This window comes from Phocaeicola abscessus CCUG 55929, assembly GCF_000312445.1.
Taxonomy (GTDB): domain Bacteria; phylum Bacteroidota; class Bacteroidia; order Bacteroidales; family Bacteroidaceae; genus Phocaeicola; species Phocaeicola abscessus.
Window position 1 is genome coordinate 104,170 of record NZ_HE997185.1, and the last position, 15,928, is coordinate 120,097.

A 15,928-nucleotide genomic window follows, 5' to 3' on the forward strand; every position below is an offset into this window, starting at 1 on the left:
CATTAAAAAAACGATATTATGAATAAGTTAAAACATATAATCTTTATATTCATGGCGGTAGTCGCACTCTCAATGACCGGCTGCAGCGACGATTTCTTAGAAACGGGACCAACCAATGCCATCAGCGAAGATGTGGTTTCGGAATCTTTGGAAAATCTCTATTTGGCCGTTAACGGCATTCAACGCAAACTGATTTCGCAAGACGGCAGTTCACAAGGCATGGGCGGAGAACCCGGTTTCGGCATGGCGCGCGACACGCAAAGCGACGATTTGGAATTCAATACCAAGACAAACGGCTGGCACCGCGATCTGCAACGGTGGACGGCGCAGGGTAACATCAAATCGTCGTACATACGCATCCCCTGGCAGGTATACTACATGCGCATTCTAAACGCTAATCAAATACTCAAATCGGTCGATAAGTTCCAGCAAACAGGCGGCGATTTATACAAACAGGTAAAGGCCGAAGCCCTCACTTTCCGCGCACACAGCCATTTCATGCTGGTACAGTGCTACGGAAAAAGGTATGTAGCCGGCCAAACCAACGATAACTTGGGCGTACCCTATCGCACGACGCCTGTCAACGAGCCGATGGCACGTAATACGGTGAAAGAGGTGTACGACCAGGTGAACAAAGATTTGGACGAAGCCATCCAACTGATAGATGGCATTAGCCTGAAGGTGGACGAGCCCAACCACTTCAACTACGCCTCGATCTGCGGCCTCAAAGCCCGCGTAGCGCTGGCCATGCAGAACTACGCCGAAGCGGCTGATTACGCTGACAAGGCCATTGCTTTCTCCGAGAAAAAAGGCGTCAAGCTCTTCACACCGGAACAAATCGAATCGTGCCCTACCACTTCGCTCTTCGCAGATATTTCGACTGCGGGCGAAATGATATGGGGAGCCATGACCAAAGACGATCAAACCATCTACTTCTACTCGTTCTACGCTTACATGAGCTGGAATTTCAACTCGTCGGCCATCAGACAGGCGGTGAAATGCATCAATTCCAACTTGTACGACACGATGAGCGAAACCGATACGCGCCGTTGCTGGTGGGACCCTACGGGCAATGCTCAAACACCTAAGTCGAGCTTTGTGAAACGCAAATATCAGAATCGCAAATTCACGGCGCGCCACACCAGTAATGCCGTAGGCGACTATGCGTTCATGCGCTTGGCCGAGCTCTATCTGATGAAAGCCGAAGCCCTTGCACGAGCAGAGAAGTATGCGGAAGCACAAGAAATTTTTACCCGTTTTCAAGTTACCCGCGACCCTGCATACGTTGCGAAAGGAAACACCGGCGATGCACTGATTGCCGAAATCATGAACAGCCGCTGGGTGGAATTGTGGGGCGAAGGCTTCAATTGGTTAGATCACAAACGGTTGGGGTTGCCGGTAGACCGCAGCAATTCGAATTTCGACGAAACAGCTTGCCTCGTGCTCGAAGTGAATGCCGATGACAACCGCTGGCAATGGGCGATTCCCGAACAAGAAAGGAACTGCAACCCCTTGTTGGAACAAAATCCGCTGTAACAGGATAAAACATTTATTTCGCAGAGGGCAATCGTTCGGTGATCTGCAAATATGGAAAGCCGTTTCGGCCGATGAGTCGGTGCCGAAACGGCTTTTTGCCGATCCGCTCGACGGGAACAAGATATCGTTCAATCTGTCGCTAAACCGTACTACAGAACTGAAGGTATATCAAAACATTCACATCCTCCCGGATATTTCGCCATCGAACGCCGACGGTAGACCGATCCCGAGTTACCCGGGAGATCGAAATCCGTTCATCTTCTCCCCTCCCTCGCCGAGATGCCTATCTCATGAACAAATAGAGACATGCGTATCTTCTAACCTGCCGCATACGTATGTTGTCTTCAGTACTTTCATGGTTCGCTCCCTTTTATTCTTGTATCGGTCTTATTGCGAAACCCATGCTCCGACCATCGCTATTCAGTGGGAGCACGAAGCCCGAGTTGAAACTCAGGTGTTTCCGACTTCCTTGGGTTTATACTCCTTCTGCTTCAAGGTAAATGTCTTTGTTGCTGCCGGCGTGTACCCTGCCGTAGGTTTCTGTATGAAGCGTACCTGTACGCTGCGTTCGGCGTAAATCACCTCTCTCACGTCACACCATCCCAGGTTGACGGGCATCAGCTTGTAGTTGTGGTGCTGAAAATTGGTAATGATCTTCAGTCCCATACCCAGTTTGTAGTCCGTCACCCAAATATACCAGCTCCACATCACGATGTTATGGCTATTGTACACCGCCACAACAGCATTGCCCTGGTGGATGGTGGTTCGATTGACGCTGAACTCCGAGTAGGCCTGGTCGGCCGACAGCGCCACATCCGTCATTAAGTCCTTCTCGCCCTGCCATATCAGCTTACATCCGTACGGACGACAGTCCGGGTCGTTGTAGATATACGGGTCTGTAATACTGTTACCCAAGTAGTTGATAAAGGGGGTTAGTACCGTGTTGCCGCTTCCTTCTTTGGTAAAGTCGGTGAGCCATGCGGGCGAGTTCGCGCTCCAATTCACTTCCCCGTCTTCGGAGAACTCTGCTTCCCAGGCGATGGGTACGTTCGTCGTGCTCCCACCGCCCGATACGGAGGCATAGCTTTTCACGGTGTAGGTCTTCCTGCCTCCCTTGTAGAGGTACTCCTCCGGGCCCGTCACCTCCAGCGTGGAGGCCATCACGATGCTGCTCGTGGAAATCCGGTAGGTCACAGTCTTCCCCATCGTCCATATGCTACCGGCGATAAAAGTCGTGAGCGTACGCGGCGTGTTGGTCAGCACGTCGGTGTACTTCACCTCGATCTGCGCCCCCGTGGGCAGTGTCTGTGGCAACATCATGAAGATCATCGCCGGCGAGGTAATGAGATAACTGCGTACTTGTGGCGTCGATATGGATAGAAGTGGCCGGATACAAAGACAGAACAAAACGAGCGGAGCATACCCAAAGGCATACTCCGCTCCTTCTTGTCGATATAATTTCCGTTATTGCAGTCTATGATGGAGGGATATGGTGGCTTACACGTTCGCGGCATTCCCCCGCCTGTACTCCGTGGGTGTGACTCCGTAGGCGTTCTTGAACGTTCGCACGAAATTGGAGTAGTCGTTGAATCCGCATCTGTCGACAATCTCTCCGAAGCTCATTTGTGCGTCTCCGTCAAGCAGGCTCTTGGCTTTCTTGATTTTGACTCGCTGGATATATACGGTTGGGGTGTCGTTCGTGAGGGCATTTATCTTGCGATAGAACTGCCGGCTGCTCATGCACATAGCCGATGCAATCTGCGATACCTCCACTTCCTTTCCTCGGTTGAGCTGAAGGTATATGACATCCGACACCTTGGCAAGGAAACGCAGGTCGGCGGCACTCCTTTGCGGGATCACCTCCTTTTCGTCGTCCTGATGTGTTGTCATCATTTGTGCGAATTTCTCACGCAACAACCGTCTGCCGTCTAACAGTTTCTCCACTCTTGTGCGCAGCTCGTCGGCACTGAACGGCTTGGAGAGATAGGCATCGGCCCCTGCCTCCAATCCTTTGATTCGTTCTTCCTCGGTAATCTTCGCCGTAACGACGATGATGGGAATATGGTTGACGATTTCGTTTCCACGCACCTGCCGGCACACTTCCAGACCGTCCATGCCTGGCATCATCAGGTCGGTGATAATAAGGTCAGGCACAAGGTCGAGCGCCTTCTCCATTCCTTCCTTGCCGTTGGCGGCATAGGAAACGGCATAGCGGTCAGCAAAGAGCGAACCGAACCGCTCATCCCGCCGCTCAGCGGCCGATGGGCACGAGTGGGTCTCAGCGTCCTGTTCTCCGCAACCGTAGCCGTCGGCACACAGGCGCAGACCGCTGACAGGGGCGGAACACAGCCGCCGCGAGACCAAAACAGCGAACTGCACACCCGCACCTGGAGCATCTACGCCCAGGGCGGACTGTCGTGGGCCAACGATGTTTGGTATCAGAACCTCGATGCCAAACGCAGTTACCAACAGTCGCCCGCCATGGGTGGCGGCGTGGACTTCACCATCCGCCCCTGGGTGCGCGTGGGCGCCGAGTATCTTTGGTCGCGCTACCGCCGCGAGCAGCGCTTCTCCGTGCTCGACACCAAGACGACGCCCGTCAAGGCGTACGGCAACTACCTGATGAACTACCACAACGCCAAGCTCGGCTTAGGCTTCAACTTCATGGAGCTGTGGCCCCGCCGCGGTGCGCAGTGGCTGAACATCTGGGTGGGCACGGGCGTAGGCTACACCTTCGCCAAGGGCAACGAGTACGGCGTCTACATCAGCAATACGCAGACGCAGGGCGGGCAGACCACACCTATCGGCGACGGTACGACCATCGGCAACGGCTCGGAGATAACCGTCACGGGCAATGTGCGCACGACGAACCGCCACGAGAAGTTCAACAAACTCTACATTCCTGCCTCGCTCCACATCGAGGCCGACGTGAGTCGCCGCTTCACCGTCGGGCTGAAAGGCGAAATGGATTGGCTGATGAACCGCAAGGACATCGCCCCGAAGAACCTCATCCTCGCCCTTGCCACCGTGCGCTACAACTTCGTGGCGAGCCGTGCCAAGGTGCAGCGGGCCTATTACGAAGGCGAGCTCTCCGCGCTCAACGACCGCGTGAACGCCCTGCAACGGGACGTGGCGACGGAAAAGGCACGCGCCGAACGCGAAGCGGCAGAACGCCAACGGGCAGAACAGCAGCAGGCAGAACTGCAACGCCGCCTGACCGACTGTGAAGAGAGACAAGCAGAGCCTCCCGCCACGGTGCAGCCCTCGCACTTCGTGCAGTTTGCCCACAACAGCTCTTATATGAGCCGCGAGGAAGCCGAACACCTCAAAGCCTTTGCCCGCAGCGTACGCGGCCATAGGCTCACCCTCGTGGCCGAGGCCAGCACGCCGGGCGCGGACGGCTACAACCAGCAGCTCTCCGGGCGTCGCCTGGCCCGTGTGGTTGAGGCACTCGTGAAGGAAGGCTTCGACAGGGCCGACCTGAACCCGCAGACAGCTATCGGCGAGCGCAACGGCAAGCCTGCCGCCGAAGGGCGCAGGGTAACCATAAAGGTGGAAAAGTAAGCAACAACAAAGTAAACAACCCATTAAAACAATAGTAAAATGAAACGAATTCAATCCATTCTGCTTGCCATCGCCATGCTGTTGGCAACACCCGCGTTCTTCACCTCATGTCAGGAGGACGCACCTGAGATCAATTACACGATGAACGTGTCGGTCATCAACGACTTCACCAAGGTGGTAGAGGCCATTAACAACGGCTCGTTGAAAAACGAAGAAGCCATCGGGAAACTCACCTCGGCCATCGACAAGATGCATGCCGACCAGCAGACCAAGCTGCAGGCCATCATCGACGTGCTCAACTCCGTGAACACTACGCTTGAGACCAAGCTCGCGGCCATCGAGGCGGCGATGAAGGCGCAGACCCTCTCGCTCGAGGCGAAGCTCGGTCTCATCGAAGCCGCCATCAAGGCGATGCCGGACTACAGCGACAAGTTCGACGCCGTGGTTGCCGCCCTTAATACGATGAAGGCGCAGATTGAGGCGCTCGGCACGGGACAGGCCGGCATCGTCGAAGCCATCAACAACACTACGGCCGCCATCAACAGCCTTGTAGCTGCCGTGAACAGCGGCAACGCCGATGCAGCCGCAGCCCTTGCGCAGATTATCCAGAAGCTCGAGGAACTGAAGGAGAAGATCGGCAACGGTGGAGGTGGAGGCGGAATAGATCCCAACGATCCTGCAAATTGGCCTGTTGCCACTCCAGAAGCTATAGATCTTGGTCTGCCCAGTGGCACCAAGTGGGCTAGCTTCAATCTTGGAGCAACTAAACCTTCAGAGATGGGCTACTACTACGCTTGGAGTGATACTAAGCCTAAACTGGAGTATACTTCCACCAACACTAAGTATTCAGGAACCAAAATGTACGATTACACCAAATATACAATAGATGATGGTAAGAAAGAATACAGCTGGTATGATTCCGAGGGGAACTTCATCGGCGACGGTAAGATAACCCTTGACCCAGAAGACGATGCTGCCACTGTAAATCTTGGAGCTGAATGGAGCACGCCTGAGATTGCACAATTCGTGGAGTTGTATAAATATTGCAAAAAGGAGTGGAAGACCATAGACGAAGTTCAAGGCCGTGTCTACACTGGCCCTAATAAGAATTCAATATTCCTACCATTCAACGGAATGGCAGACCGCAAACAAAAAGATGATGTAGGCAAACAAGGATACTATTGGATGAAATCTCACCGCGGAGAACGTTATACTTTTTTCTTTGAGTTCTTCTCGGTAACAACCCTTGGTGAAGGCGAGAGAGCTACTTTCAGACATTTTGGAATGGAAATCCGCCCAGTTCGTAAGTAAGTCCTTTGCTTATATGCGATGACAAGACAATAAAAACCTCTCCTCCCGCCCACAGAGCGGCGGGAGGAGAGATAAAAGCATCAGCTATCGAGGGCTCGGAAACGCTATAAATAAAGCAACAAAACAACGCCTTTTGTCGCAACGGAGTTACGGCTTCGGTACCCCACGAGTGACCTATCGAGACACCCCACGGGTGGGGTGCAAAAGGCACGATTACATAACGAAAGTCATAAACCAATTAACAGAAAACAGCAATGATAGAATTTTAACTCACGATATTATGGAACGACTGACGCAATCACCCAAATTGGAGATGATCCTCTCCGCACAATCCCCCGACAAGGTATGCCGCGCCACCGAGGATTTCCGCACGGAAATCTTTGCCATGAGCGAAACGGAGACCTCTCTGTCAGCAACGTATTGCATACTACGTTACACCGCATGCCATCTGCTTACCCTGAACGGAACTTGTCGGAAGGGCAGCATGGCAGAAAAAAACTGAAAGAACTTTCGGACATACTCGGTTACTTCGCTACTTTTTCTAAGCGCTTCATCATGCAGAACATAAAGAGCGCCGAAAGCAGACAGAGGATGATGAATACCAGCCAAACCGACCACAACGGCAGGCCGCCCCAAAGGAATCCGCCCACGCTGACTAACATGTTACCGGCCGCAGTGGCCACAAACCATCCGCCCATCATCACGCCTTTGTACTTCGGCGGAGCGACCTTCGACACAAATGAGATGCCCATCGGGCTCAACAGCAATTCCCCGAAAGTAAGGATCAAATACGTCCCGATCAGCCAATTGGCGGAGATGAACGTACCTTCGTCGCCGGCCAGTTTCTGCGCATCCGGCGTATTCAATCCCATCGATGCCACCATCATCAACAAATAAGCCGACCCTGCTACCAACATACCGTAAGCGATTTTACGGGGAGCCGACGGCTCTTTACCCTTCCTGGCAAGCGCTCCGAAAATAGCCATACTCACTGGGGTAAGGGCGACCACGTAGAACGGATTGAAGTGCTGGAAGATGGGGGCACTTACGGCAACCTCGCCGCCGATATGGAGATACTTATAATAAAGCATGGCGAGCGCCGTAATAATAACCGCTACGGAAATGCTCTTGCCCTTAGCCGTTTTACTTTGAAAAAGCGAAAACAATGCATAGATGATGAAGATAATCATTACGAGATTAACGACATCGAACGCCATGCTTTGTACGCCGGCAGACGTCTTCTGCGTAAATTCATCGGCGAAATAAGTCAAGGTCAGCCCGTTCTGATGGAAAGACATCCAAAAGAAGATGACGACGGCAAATACCAGACAGAGTGCGATAATGCGTGCCTTGGTATCTGCGGGAGAAAGTTCTTCTTCGTGTTTGGAAGATGCTACCGACGATTGTACGCTCTCTTCCACGTGGCGGAACGAATAGCGGAATGCATAATAGATAGCAATAGAAAGAACCAAAGAAAGACAGGCCACGGCAAACGAGAAGTGGTAAGCATCGTTGGAAGAAAAACCCAAGCTCGTTTCCGCCCATTCCTTGATCTTCACGGCGGCCGTCGGAGCGAAGAGGGCACCGATATTGATGGCCATGTAAAAGATAGAGAAAGCTGAGTCACGCTTGGGAGCCAGCGCCGGATCATCATACAAATTACCGACCATCACCTGCAAGTTTCCTTTAAACAAGCCCGTTCCGATACTGATCAACAAGAGAGCGGCCAGCATGCAACCCAGCGCGAACAGATTGCCGCCCAGCGGAATGGAGAGAAACAGATAACCGAAGAACATCACGACGATGCCGATGGTCACCATCTTCCCGTAACCGTATTTGTCGGCCAGAATGCCACCGAAGAACGGAGAAAGATAAACTAATGCCAAAAAAGTACTGTAAATCAGGCCGGCTGTTCCGGCGGATAAGCCGAAATTAGCTCGTAGGAATAGAGCAAATACGGCGATCATCGTATAATAGCCGAAACGCTCTCCCGTGTTGGCCAATGCTAAAGCAAAAAGGCCTTTAGGCTGTCCTTCAAACATAATAGATCCTTTAAATTGTTTATAATATTTTTCGTATGCAATGCGCAAATGTATGAATTAAAATCAAGGCGGCAAAGATTTGCCGCCGTTAATTCTCAAATCCCCTTGTAAAGAGAGCGGAAACGGCAACGAGTTCTTCAATACAGCATACAGACGTGAGCTTCCGCCATCCGGATCAGGTCGGCAGGAGCTATTTTCAGTTGTAGACCTCTCACTCCGGCACTGACACAGATGTAGGGATATCGGCTGCACGACGCATGGATATATGTAGGGAAATGTTTTTTCATTCCTATCGGGGAACAGCCTCCGCGAACATAACCCGTAAGGGGCAACAACGCTTTTACCGGAATCAAATCGCATTTCTTGTTTCCGGAAATCTTCGCCACCAACTTCAGGTCGACTTCGTGTTCTCCAGGAATCACGCAGATCAAATGCCCCGTTTTATCGCCTTTCAGCACTAAGGTTTTGAACACCTGTTCGACGGGCTCTCCCAATTGCGTTGCCAGATGGATGGCGCTTAAATCGGTTTCGTCTGCTTCGTAAGGAATCAGTTCGTAGGAGATCTTCGCCTGTTCGAGCAGACGGGCGACATTCGTTTTAGTTATTTTAGCCTTCATATTCCTGTTTTGTCCGAAGCATCGTTTCCGTGTTGGTACAGAGCTAATTCTTCCTCCAAATACTTCGACGTATATCCTTGCTTGTGCTGTGCCACTTCCTCCGGAGTTCCGACCGCGAGGACACATCCTCCGTTTCGTCCACCGTCCGGTCCCATATCAATCAGATAATCGGCCTGTTTGATCACATCCAGATTATGTTCGATGACGATCACCGTATTCCCTTTATCGACCAGTCGATTCAGTACGTTCATCAATACGCGGATATCTTCGAAATGTAAGCCGGTGGTCGGTTCGTCGAGGATATAGACGGTCTTGCCCGTATCCCGCTTCGACAATTCGGTGGCCAGCTTCACGCGCTGACTCTCTCCGCCCGAGAGGGTAGTCGAAGGCTGTCCCAGTTTGATATACCCTAAGCCCACCTCCTGCAATACTTTTATTTTATTCAGAATGGCGGGAATATTCTCGAAGAATTCGACCGCCCGGTTGATGGTCATATCGAGTACGTCGGCGATGGACTTCCCTTTGAAACGCACTTCTAAGGTTTCTCTGTTGTAACGTTTGCCGTGACAGACCTCGCAGGGAATAAGCACGTCGGGTAAGAAATTCATTTCTATCGTTTTATAACCATTTCCTCCGCAAGCTTCGCATCGACCGCCGACGACATTGAATGAGAAGCGACCGGGCTTATACCCGCGGATTTTCGCTTCGGGCAGGCTGACGAAAAGGTTCCGGATATCGGAAAAGACTCCCGTATACGTAGCCGGATTGGAACGGGGCGTCCGTCCCAAGGGCGACTGGTCGACATCAACGACCTTGTCGACGTATTCCATACCTTCGATACTCCGATAAGGAAGAGGATCCTTCAGGGAGTGATAAAAATGTTGCGAGAGTATGGGTTGCAGCGTTTCGTTGATCAAGGTAGACTTTCCGCTTCCGGAAACGCCTGTCACGCAAATGAGTTTTCCCAACGGGATTTCTACATCCACCTTTTTCAGATTATTTCCGCAGGCGCCACGCAGTTGGATCGACTTTCCGTTGCCCGGACGTCGTCTGTCGGGAACGCCTATTTTCAAATCGCCGGTCAGGTAGCGGGAAGTCAGCGTTTGCTTTTGCAACATCTCTCGAGGCGTTCCAGCAAAGACGACCTCCCCTCCCCGCCTCCCCGCCTTGGGTCCCATGTCGACGACATAATCGGCGTTGAGCATCATTTCCTTGTCGTGTTCCACTACGATAATCGAGTTACCCATATCGCGAAGATTCTTCAGCGAACGGATCAATCGCAGGTTGTCTCGTTGGTGCAGGCCGATACTCGGTTCGTCTAAGATGTAGAGCACGTTGACCAATTGAGATCCGATTTGGGTGGCCAAACGGATGCGTTGACTTTCTCCGCCCGAGAGGGAGGCAGAACTGCGGCTCAGCGACAGGTAATCCAATCCGACGTCGAGCAGGAATTGCACTCGCGAACGGATTTCTTTCAGTATTTCCGCAGCGATGAGGCGTTGCTTCTCCTCCAAATGTTCGTCGACGGTGGAAAGCCAATGATAGAAATCTCGGAGATCCATCTCCGAAAGTTCCCGGATATTCTTGTCGTAAATGCGATACGAAAGCGCTTCCCTGTTCAATCGCGCCCCATGACATTCGGGGCAGACGGCGGTTTTAGAAAATTGTTCCGCCCACTTTTGAGCCGTCGTCGAGACGTCTTTTTCTTGAAGCATTTGAATGTACTTCACAATGCCCTCGTATTCCACAAAATAATCGGAAGAAGTATGAATAAGACTGCTCTTGATCCTGATATGTTCGTTCGAACCGTAGAGGATTTCGTGAACGACCTCTTCGGGAATCTCTTTCACCGGATCTTTGAGAGAGAGTTCGTATCGCTCCAGCAAGGCTTCGATTTGCCAGAAGATCATGGTATTCTTATATTTCCCCAGCGGAGCGATCGCCCCGTCGTAAATCGATAATTCCGCATGAGGGATTACCTTTTCGATGTCGATCAGATCGACGTATCCCAAGCCTTTGCAATGCGAGCAGGCTCCTTCGGGAGAATTGAAAGAGAAATTGTTCGGTGCAGGTTCTTGATAGGATATGCCCGATTGCGGGTCCATCAACCGCTTGCTGTAATGGCGAACTTGGCCGGTATCCACATTCAGAATCATCAGCAAGCCTTCGCCCTGCTTCATCGCAACGGCCACGCTGTCGGCTAACCGTTTATCGTCTCTCTCGCCTACCGTCAATTTATCGACGACTATCTCTATATCGTGATTCTTGTAACGATCCAATTTCATCCCATGGAGCACTTCTCTTATTTCCCCGTCGATCCGGACGTAGAGGTAGCCCTTTTTGCGAATCTGTTCGAACAATTCCCGATAATGCCCCTTCCTCGAACGCACTGCGGGGGACATTATATAGATCCGTTTACCGATATAATCGCGATGAATCAGGTCGAGGATCTGCTCTTCCGTATACTTCACCATGCGTTCGCCCGACAGATAGGAATACGCTATTCCGGCCCTGGCGTAAAGCAGACGGAGGTAATCGTAGATCTCGGTCGTCGTGCCTACCGTCGAACGGGGATTTTTGTTCGTCGTCTTCTGCTCGATGGAGATCACCGGACTCAAACCGGTAATTTTATCCACGTCCGGACGTTCCAATCCCCCCAAAAAGTTTCGTGCGTACGCCGAGAAGGTCTCGAGATACCGGCGTTGACCTTCTGCGAAAATGGTATCGAAGGCAAGCGAAGACTTGCCGCTGCCGCTCAATCCGGTGATGACCGACAAGGCGTTTCGCGGTATCCGAACATCTATGTTTTTTAAATTATGTACGCGGGCTCCGTATACGTCAATATAGGCTGTTTCTTTATCCATATCCCATTTTTGAACCGGTAAAGGTAATGCAATTCGTAAACAGAAACAAGATTTCTCTTGATATTCTTTAGAAAACAGAAGTGAAGAACGGCAACGGAAAACACGGTACAGCGGACGGGTATGAAAAAGGATTTTCAGTGCCGCCGTTCCGATCAGCAGCATCTGAAACGGAGTTTTACTCCCGCTGACAGGGGCAGCAGCGTTTAAAACGGATTTTCATGCACGACGATCCAATCAGCAAGACCTAAAATGGATTTTTACCCAAAACTACTCGATCAGCAACGCTTAAAACGGATTTTTATGCATGCCGATTCTGTCGGCGGTACCTAAAATGGAGTTTAGCCTCCGCTGATCGGATCGACAGCGTCGAAACCGGATTCTTACCGTCGGCTACCGCCACGGCAGGAAAAAACGAAAGAGAGATCCCCGTTCGCTTTTGACCGAACGGCTTCTCGTCTGCAACAACATGTTTTTCCCTGAGAATCAACGTTTATTTCAGCTTCTTATCCATCCATACGGCTACGATTCCGGCCGGAATGCCTTCGAGGTCGGTAAATGTGTGATCGGCACCGGGAATGAGCGACAACTCGCATCGTTTGTAGAAATAAGGCAGGTACTGGCTGCACGAATAGGGTACGGATCGGTCGCCCGTACCGTGTATGGCTATCACGTCTCCCTTATACTTCTTTGCTGCTTCGAAGAGTCGAAGCCCTTGTCCGGCCAGGATATAATTCCTGCCGAGGGTAACCTTTCCGTCGAACACGCTCACTTCTTCCGGTACATTCAAGGGATCGAAGCGGGTACCGAAGCAAATTCCCTGCAACAGATTGTCGTGAATCATCAGTGCCGGCGCAAGCAAGGCAACCGTTTTGATCTGCTTTTTCCCAAGCTCGGAACTGAGCAGGATGGAGACGACGCCTCCCTGCGAATGACCGAAAATACCGATCTTTCCGATAAAGGGCAAGCTTTCGGCGAATCCGACTATCCGGCGGGCATCTTCCACTTCGTTATCGATGCTCATCCCTCTCATGGCGCCATCGCTCTCCTCGTGTCCGTTGAAATCGAACCTTATTGAGGCGATGCCGCGAGCGGCCAGGCTGTCGGTCAAGGCAATATGTATTTTCTCATTCTTGTTACCGGTAAACCCGTGAAAGATGATGACGACAGGGAGCTTTTTCCCATCCGAATTAGCGGGAATCGTTATGAACCCGCGAAGTATTCCTACGGCTCCCTGAATCTCGACAGGTTTCGTTTGGGCGTTCGTCGTCTGTACGAAATACGCCATCAGGGCAAAAAATAGAGTGCTTAATTTCATTCCGATTATGTATTAATTACTTAGTTACGCATACAAAAATACATAAAAGCAAGTGGTTGTACAAGAAGATACCTCGAAGTCGGATATTTTTTAAATTTATCTGTATCGACGATCGAAACGAACGAAATTCTTCGAAGCTAAACTCTTCGGCAAGTTTCAGCGGAATTATATCGAATAAAGGGGGATCGGCGTCGATTTTTTTTATAATTTTGTCCCAAGAATAAACAGTAATGCGCATGAAATTCTTAAAAACGTTATATGCTGTCGCCGTGCTGGCCGTCGCACCACTGGTTTCGTCGGCCCAACCGCAGGAGTCGGATCATTTTTTCCTGCACACGATTGCCAAAGGGCAAAGCCTTTATTCCATCGCGAGCATGTATCGCCTCAGCGTAGAAGACATCGTAAAGCTCAATCCGGGCAGCGAACAAGGTATCAAAGCGGGAGAAACGTTAAAAATCCCCCAGCAGACGGCACAGACGAAACAAATTTTCCACACGATACAGGCGGGCGAAACGCTATATAAGTTGACCGTCGAATACGACGTCTCGGCCGGCGCCATCTGTCTGGCCAATCCGGGATTGAGCGCAAGCAACTTCCGGGCCGGTCAGGTAATCGTCATCCCCGCGGCAAACGCCTCCCAAGAGGCGGAGGTGCAACGGAAAGCCGATACGCCACGCTCGCTCGAAAAACAGGAATCGAAATGGCAGGATATACACAAGGTGAAACGCGGTGAGACCCTGTTCAGCCTCTCCCGCCAATATCATATTACGGAAGAGGAGCTATTGGCTGCCAATCCGGAACTGAAAAAAAAGAAACTAAAAAAAGGTTCCTTCCTGGCCATCCCCTATCCTAAAAAGGAGACGGAGGAAACGAAGCATACGCCCACGAACGACGAATTATTCAGCAAGAACAAAAAAGAATTCAAGATACTGTCGACAATCAAGACGGCCGTCATCCTCCCGTTTGCGGCCGATGGCAGGATGGTGGAATATTACGAAGGCTTCCTGTTGGCCGTCGACAGTCTGAAAAAGAGAGGGACGTCGTTGGATATCTACACGTACGACAGCGGGACGACAAACGCCTCGCTGGATCGCATCCTCCGTAAGGACGAGATGAAAAAGATGGATATCATCATCGGTCCGGCGAATGCGGAACAGATCAAACCTCTGACCGACTTTGCCGAACGGCACAAGATCCGGATCGTAATCCCCTTTACCTCGAAGGATAATGAGGTATTCCACAATCCGTACGTCTTTCAGATCAATACGCCTCAATCGTACCTGTATTCGGAAGTGTACGAACATTTTATCCGCAAATTCGACCGTGCGAACGTCATATTCCTCAACGCCAACGATACCGACAAAGACAAATCGATCTTTATCAACGGACTGAAAAGCGAATTGAAAGAAAACCAAATAAAGTATACCGAGCTGAAGGGCGACCATATCGTAGCGGAATCGATGCTGGCCAGCATCGACTCGACGAAGAGCAACGTCTTCATCCCGCTGTCCGGTTCGAATATCGCCTTGATCAAGTTATTACCTCCGCTGCTCCTGTTGACCAAAGAGCATCCGACCTACCGGATTCACCTGTTCGGGTATCCCGAATGGCAGACTTACACGAAAGACTATCTGAGCGATTTTTATGAGTTGGACACCTATTTCTATTCCTCCTTCTACACGAATAATCTGTTCCCCGAAGCGATCAATTTCTCCTCTTCTTTCCGAAGATGGTACGGCAAGGAAATGGCGAATACCTATCCCAAATACGGAATGTTGGGCTTCGATACCGCGTATTACCTGCTATACGGCCTGTCGCGTTACGGAAATAAGGTGGAAGATTATTTGGGCAAGTACAGCGTAACTCCTATCCAGACAGGATTCAAGTTCGAGCGCGTGAACACGTGGGGAGGATTCATCAATAAGAAAGTCTTCTTCGTCCATTTTTCCAAATCCGGCGAACTGACTAAAATAGATTTCGAATAATGAAAAAGGTCTGTACCCTATTATTGACGATCGCTTCGCTCGTTTCGCTCCCCGTTCGCGCCCAATTGGGAGAAGAGAAAAGCATCTTTTCTGTCGGTATCAATGGCGGAATGAACATGAGCTCCGTCAACTTCGATCCGAAAATAAAACAGAACAAGCAAAACGTTCGTTCGGGTGGCTTGACGATCCGTTACATCTCGGAGAAATACTTCAGCATGATTTGCGGAGTCCAATTGGAAATCAACTATTCACAGCGCGGTTGGAACGAAAAGATCGAGGATGGAACCGAAAACACGTACAACCGAATCATGAATTACATCGAAATTCCCTTTCTGGCACATCTGGCTTTCGGCAGCCATGTCAGAGACAAAGGCTTACAATTCTTCCTGAACGCAGGGCCGCAGATGGGCTTCTTTTTAAACGAGAAAGAAAAGATGAGCGACGGATGGGATACTTCCGCCCGATCGCCCACGGCTCAATACGGGAAAAAGGCAGAAAATAAGTTCGATTATGGCATCGCAGGAGGCACGGGCTTCGAATTGAATACGAAGATAGGACACTTCATCGTCGAAGGTAGATATTACTACGGACTAAGCGACTTTTTTAAGAACAGCAAGAAAGAGTATTTCGGCCGTTCGGCGCATTCGTATATGGGAATACGGGCCGCCTACCTATTCGATATCTTCAAGTGAAC

Annotated in this window: 11 protein-coding genes and 1 pseudogene; 6 read left to right on the plus strand and 6 right to left on the minus strand. The window is 50.9% G+C overall.

Going from position 1 to position 15,928, the window contains the following annotated elements:
• The first annotated feature begins 18 nt into the window (after window positions 1-18).
• Window positions 19-1,536: a RagB/SusD family nutrient uptake outer membrane protein gene (locus BN102_RS08450; RefSeq protein ID WP_036787807.1), complete on the plus strand. Its 1,518-nt coding sequence runs from the start codon at window positions 19-21 to the stop codon at window positions 1,534-1,536.
• A 450-nt stretch (window positions 1,537-1,986) separates the two neighbouring features.
• Here the strand turns inward: BN102_RS08450 and BN102_RS08455 are convergent, their stop codons facing one another.
• Both BN102_RS08455 and BN102_RS08460 read right to left on the minus strand, forming a co-directional pair.
• Complete coding sequence (locus BN102_RS08455; protein WP_019208695.1) at window positions 1,987-2,865, minus strand: hypothetical protein; 879 nt, start codon at window positions 2,863-2,865, stop codon at window positions 1,987-1,989.
• Between the two features lie 168 nt (window positions 2,866-3,033).
• Window positions 3,034-3,768: pseudogene (locus BN102_RS08460) on the minus strand (response regulator); the annotation flags it as partial.
• Window positions 3,769-4,017: 249 nt separating this feature from the next.
• On the opposite strand from BN102_RS08460, the gene BN102_RS08465 reads away from it, so the two are divergent.
• The 3 genes from BN102_RS08465 (at window position 4,018) to BN102_RS08475 (ending at window position 6,913) form a co-directional block, all read left to right on the plus strand.
• Window positions 4,018-5,100 (plus strand): OmpA family protein, encoded by a 1,083-nt coding sequence (locus BN102_RS08465; protein WP_245545376.1) that lies wholly within the window; start codon window positions 4,018-4,020, stop codon window positions 5,098-5,100.
• Window positions 5,101-5,139: 39 nt separating this feature from the next.
• Window positions 5,140-6,411, plus strand: a complete 1,272-nt coding sequence (locus tag BN102_RS10580; RefSeq protein ID WP_083867230.1) for a methyl-accepting chemotaxis protein — start codon at window positions 5,140-5,142, stop codon at window positions 6,409-6,411.
• A gap of 280 nt (window positions 6,412-6,691) precedes the next feature.
• Window positions 6,692-6,913, plus strand: a complete 222-nt coding sequence (locus BN102_RS08475) for a hypothetical protein (RefSeq protein WP_019208699.1) — start codon at window positions 6,692-6,694, stop codon at window positions 6,911-6,913.
• 22 nt (window positions 6,914-6,935) lie between these two features.
• On the opposite strand, the gene BN102_RS08480 is transcribed toward BN102_RS08475, so the two are convergent.
• The 4 genes from BN102_RS08480 to BN102_RS08495 form a co-directional block, all read right to left on the minus strand.
• Window positions 6,936-8,453, minus strand: a complete 1,518-nt coding sequence (locus BN102_RS08480; RefSeq protein ID WP_036787906.1) for a peptide MFS transporter — start codon at window positions 8,451-8,453, stop codon at window positions 6,936-6,938.
• A gap of 137 nt (window positions 8,454-8,590) precedes the next feature.
• The gene (ybaK, locus tag BN102_RS08485) at window positions 8,591-9,070 is read right to left on the minus strand and encodes a Cys-tRNA(Pro) deacylase (protein ID WP_019208701.1); all 480 of its coding nucleotides are present in this window, start codon (window positions 9,068-9,070) and stop codon (window positions 8,591-8,593) included.
• Complete coding sequence (uvrA, locus tag BN102_RS08490) at window positions 9,067-11,934, minus strand: excinuclease ABC subunit UvrA (RefSeq protein WP_036787909.1); 2,868 nt, start codon at window positions 11,932-11,934, stop codon at window positions 9,067-9,069. The genes ybaK and uvrA overlap by 4 nt, the downstream gene beginning before the upstream one ends.
• A 490-nt stretch (window positions 11,935-12,424) precedes the next feature.
• Window positions 12,425-13,249, minus strand: a complete 825-nt coding sequence (locus BN102_RS08495; RefSeq protein ID WP_036787813.1) for an alpha/beta hydrolase — start codon at window positions 13,247-13,249, stop codon at window positions 12,425-12,427.
• Window positions 13,250-13,485: 236 nt separating this feature from the next.
• Between BN102_RS08495 and BN102_RS08505 the strand changes: the two genes are divergently transcribed.
• Together BN102_RS08505 and BN102_RS08510 are read left to right on the plus strand one after the other, a co-directional pair.
• A complete protein-coding gene (locus BN102_RS08505; protein WP_019208705.1) occupies window positions 13,486-15,234 on the plus strand; it encodes an amino acid ABC transporter substrate-binding protein in 1,749 nt (582 codons plus the stop codon).
• The gene (locus BN102_RS08510) at window positions 15,234-15,926 is read left to right on the plus strand and encodes a porin family protein (RefSeq protein ID WP_019208706.1); all 693 of its coding nucleotides are present in this window, start codon (window positions 15,234-15,236) and stop codon (window positions 15,924-15,926) included. Before BN102_RS08505 ends, BN102_RS08510 begins: the two co-directional genes overlap by 1 nt.
• Window positions 15,927-15,928 lie beyond the last annotated feature (2 nt).

Coding starts and splice junctions, on each gene's coding strand:
- BN102_RS08450 (WP_036787807.1), top strand. CDS start 19: ATGAATAAGTTAAAACATATAATCTTTATATTCATGGCGGTAGTCGCA.
- BN102_RS08455 (WP_019208695.1), bottom strand. CDS start 2,865: ATGATCTTCATGATGTTGCCACAGACACTGCCCACGGGGGCGCAGATC.
- BN102_RS08465 (WP_245545376.1), top strand. CDS start 4,018: ATGGGTGGCGGCGTGGACTTCACCATCCGCCCCTGGGTGCGCGTGGGC.
- BN102_RS10580 (WP_083867230.1), top strand. CDS start 5,140: ATGAAACGAATTCAATCCATTCTGCTTGCCATCGCCATGCTGTTGGCA.
- BN102_RS08475 (WP_019208699.1), top strand. CDS start 6,692: ATGGAACGACTGACGCAATCACCCAAATTGGAGATGATCCTCTCCGCA.
- BN102_RS08480 (WP_036787906.1), bottom strand. CDS start 8,453: ATGTTTGAAGGACAGCCTAAAGGCCTTTTTGCTTTAGCATTGGCCAAC.
- ybaK (WP_019208701.1), bottom strand. CDS start 9,070: ATGAAGGCTAAAATAACTAAAACGAATGTCGCCCGTCTGCTCGAACAG.
- uvrA (WP_036787909.1), bottom strand. CDS start 11,934: ATGGATAAAGAAACAGCCTATATTGACGTATACGGAGCCCGCGTACAT.
- BN102_RS08495 (WP_036787813.1), bottom strand. CDS start 13,249: ATGAAATTAAGCACTCTATTTTTTGCCCTGATGGCGTATTTCGTACAG.
- BN102_RS08505 (WP_019208705.1), top strand. CDS start 13,486: ATGAAATTCTTAAAAACGTTATATGCTGTCGCCGTGCTGGCCGTCGCA.
- BN102_RS08510 (WP_019208706.1), top strand. CDS start 15,234: ATGAAAAAGGTCTGTACCCTATTATTGACGATCGCTTCGCTCGTTTCG.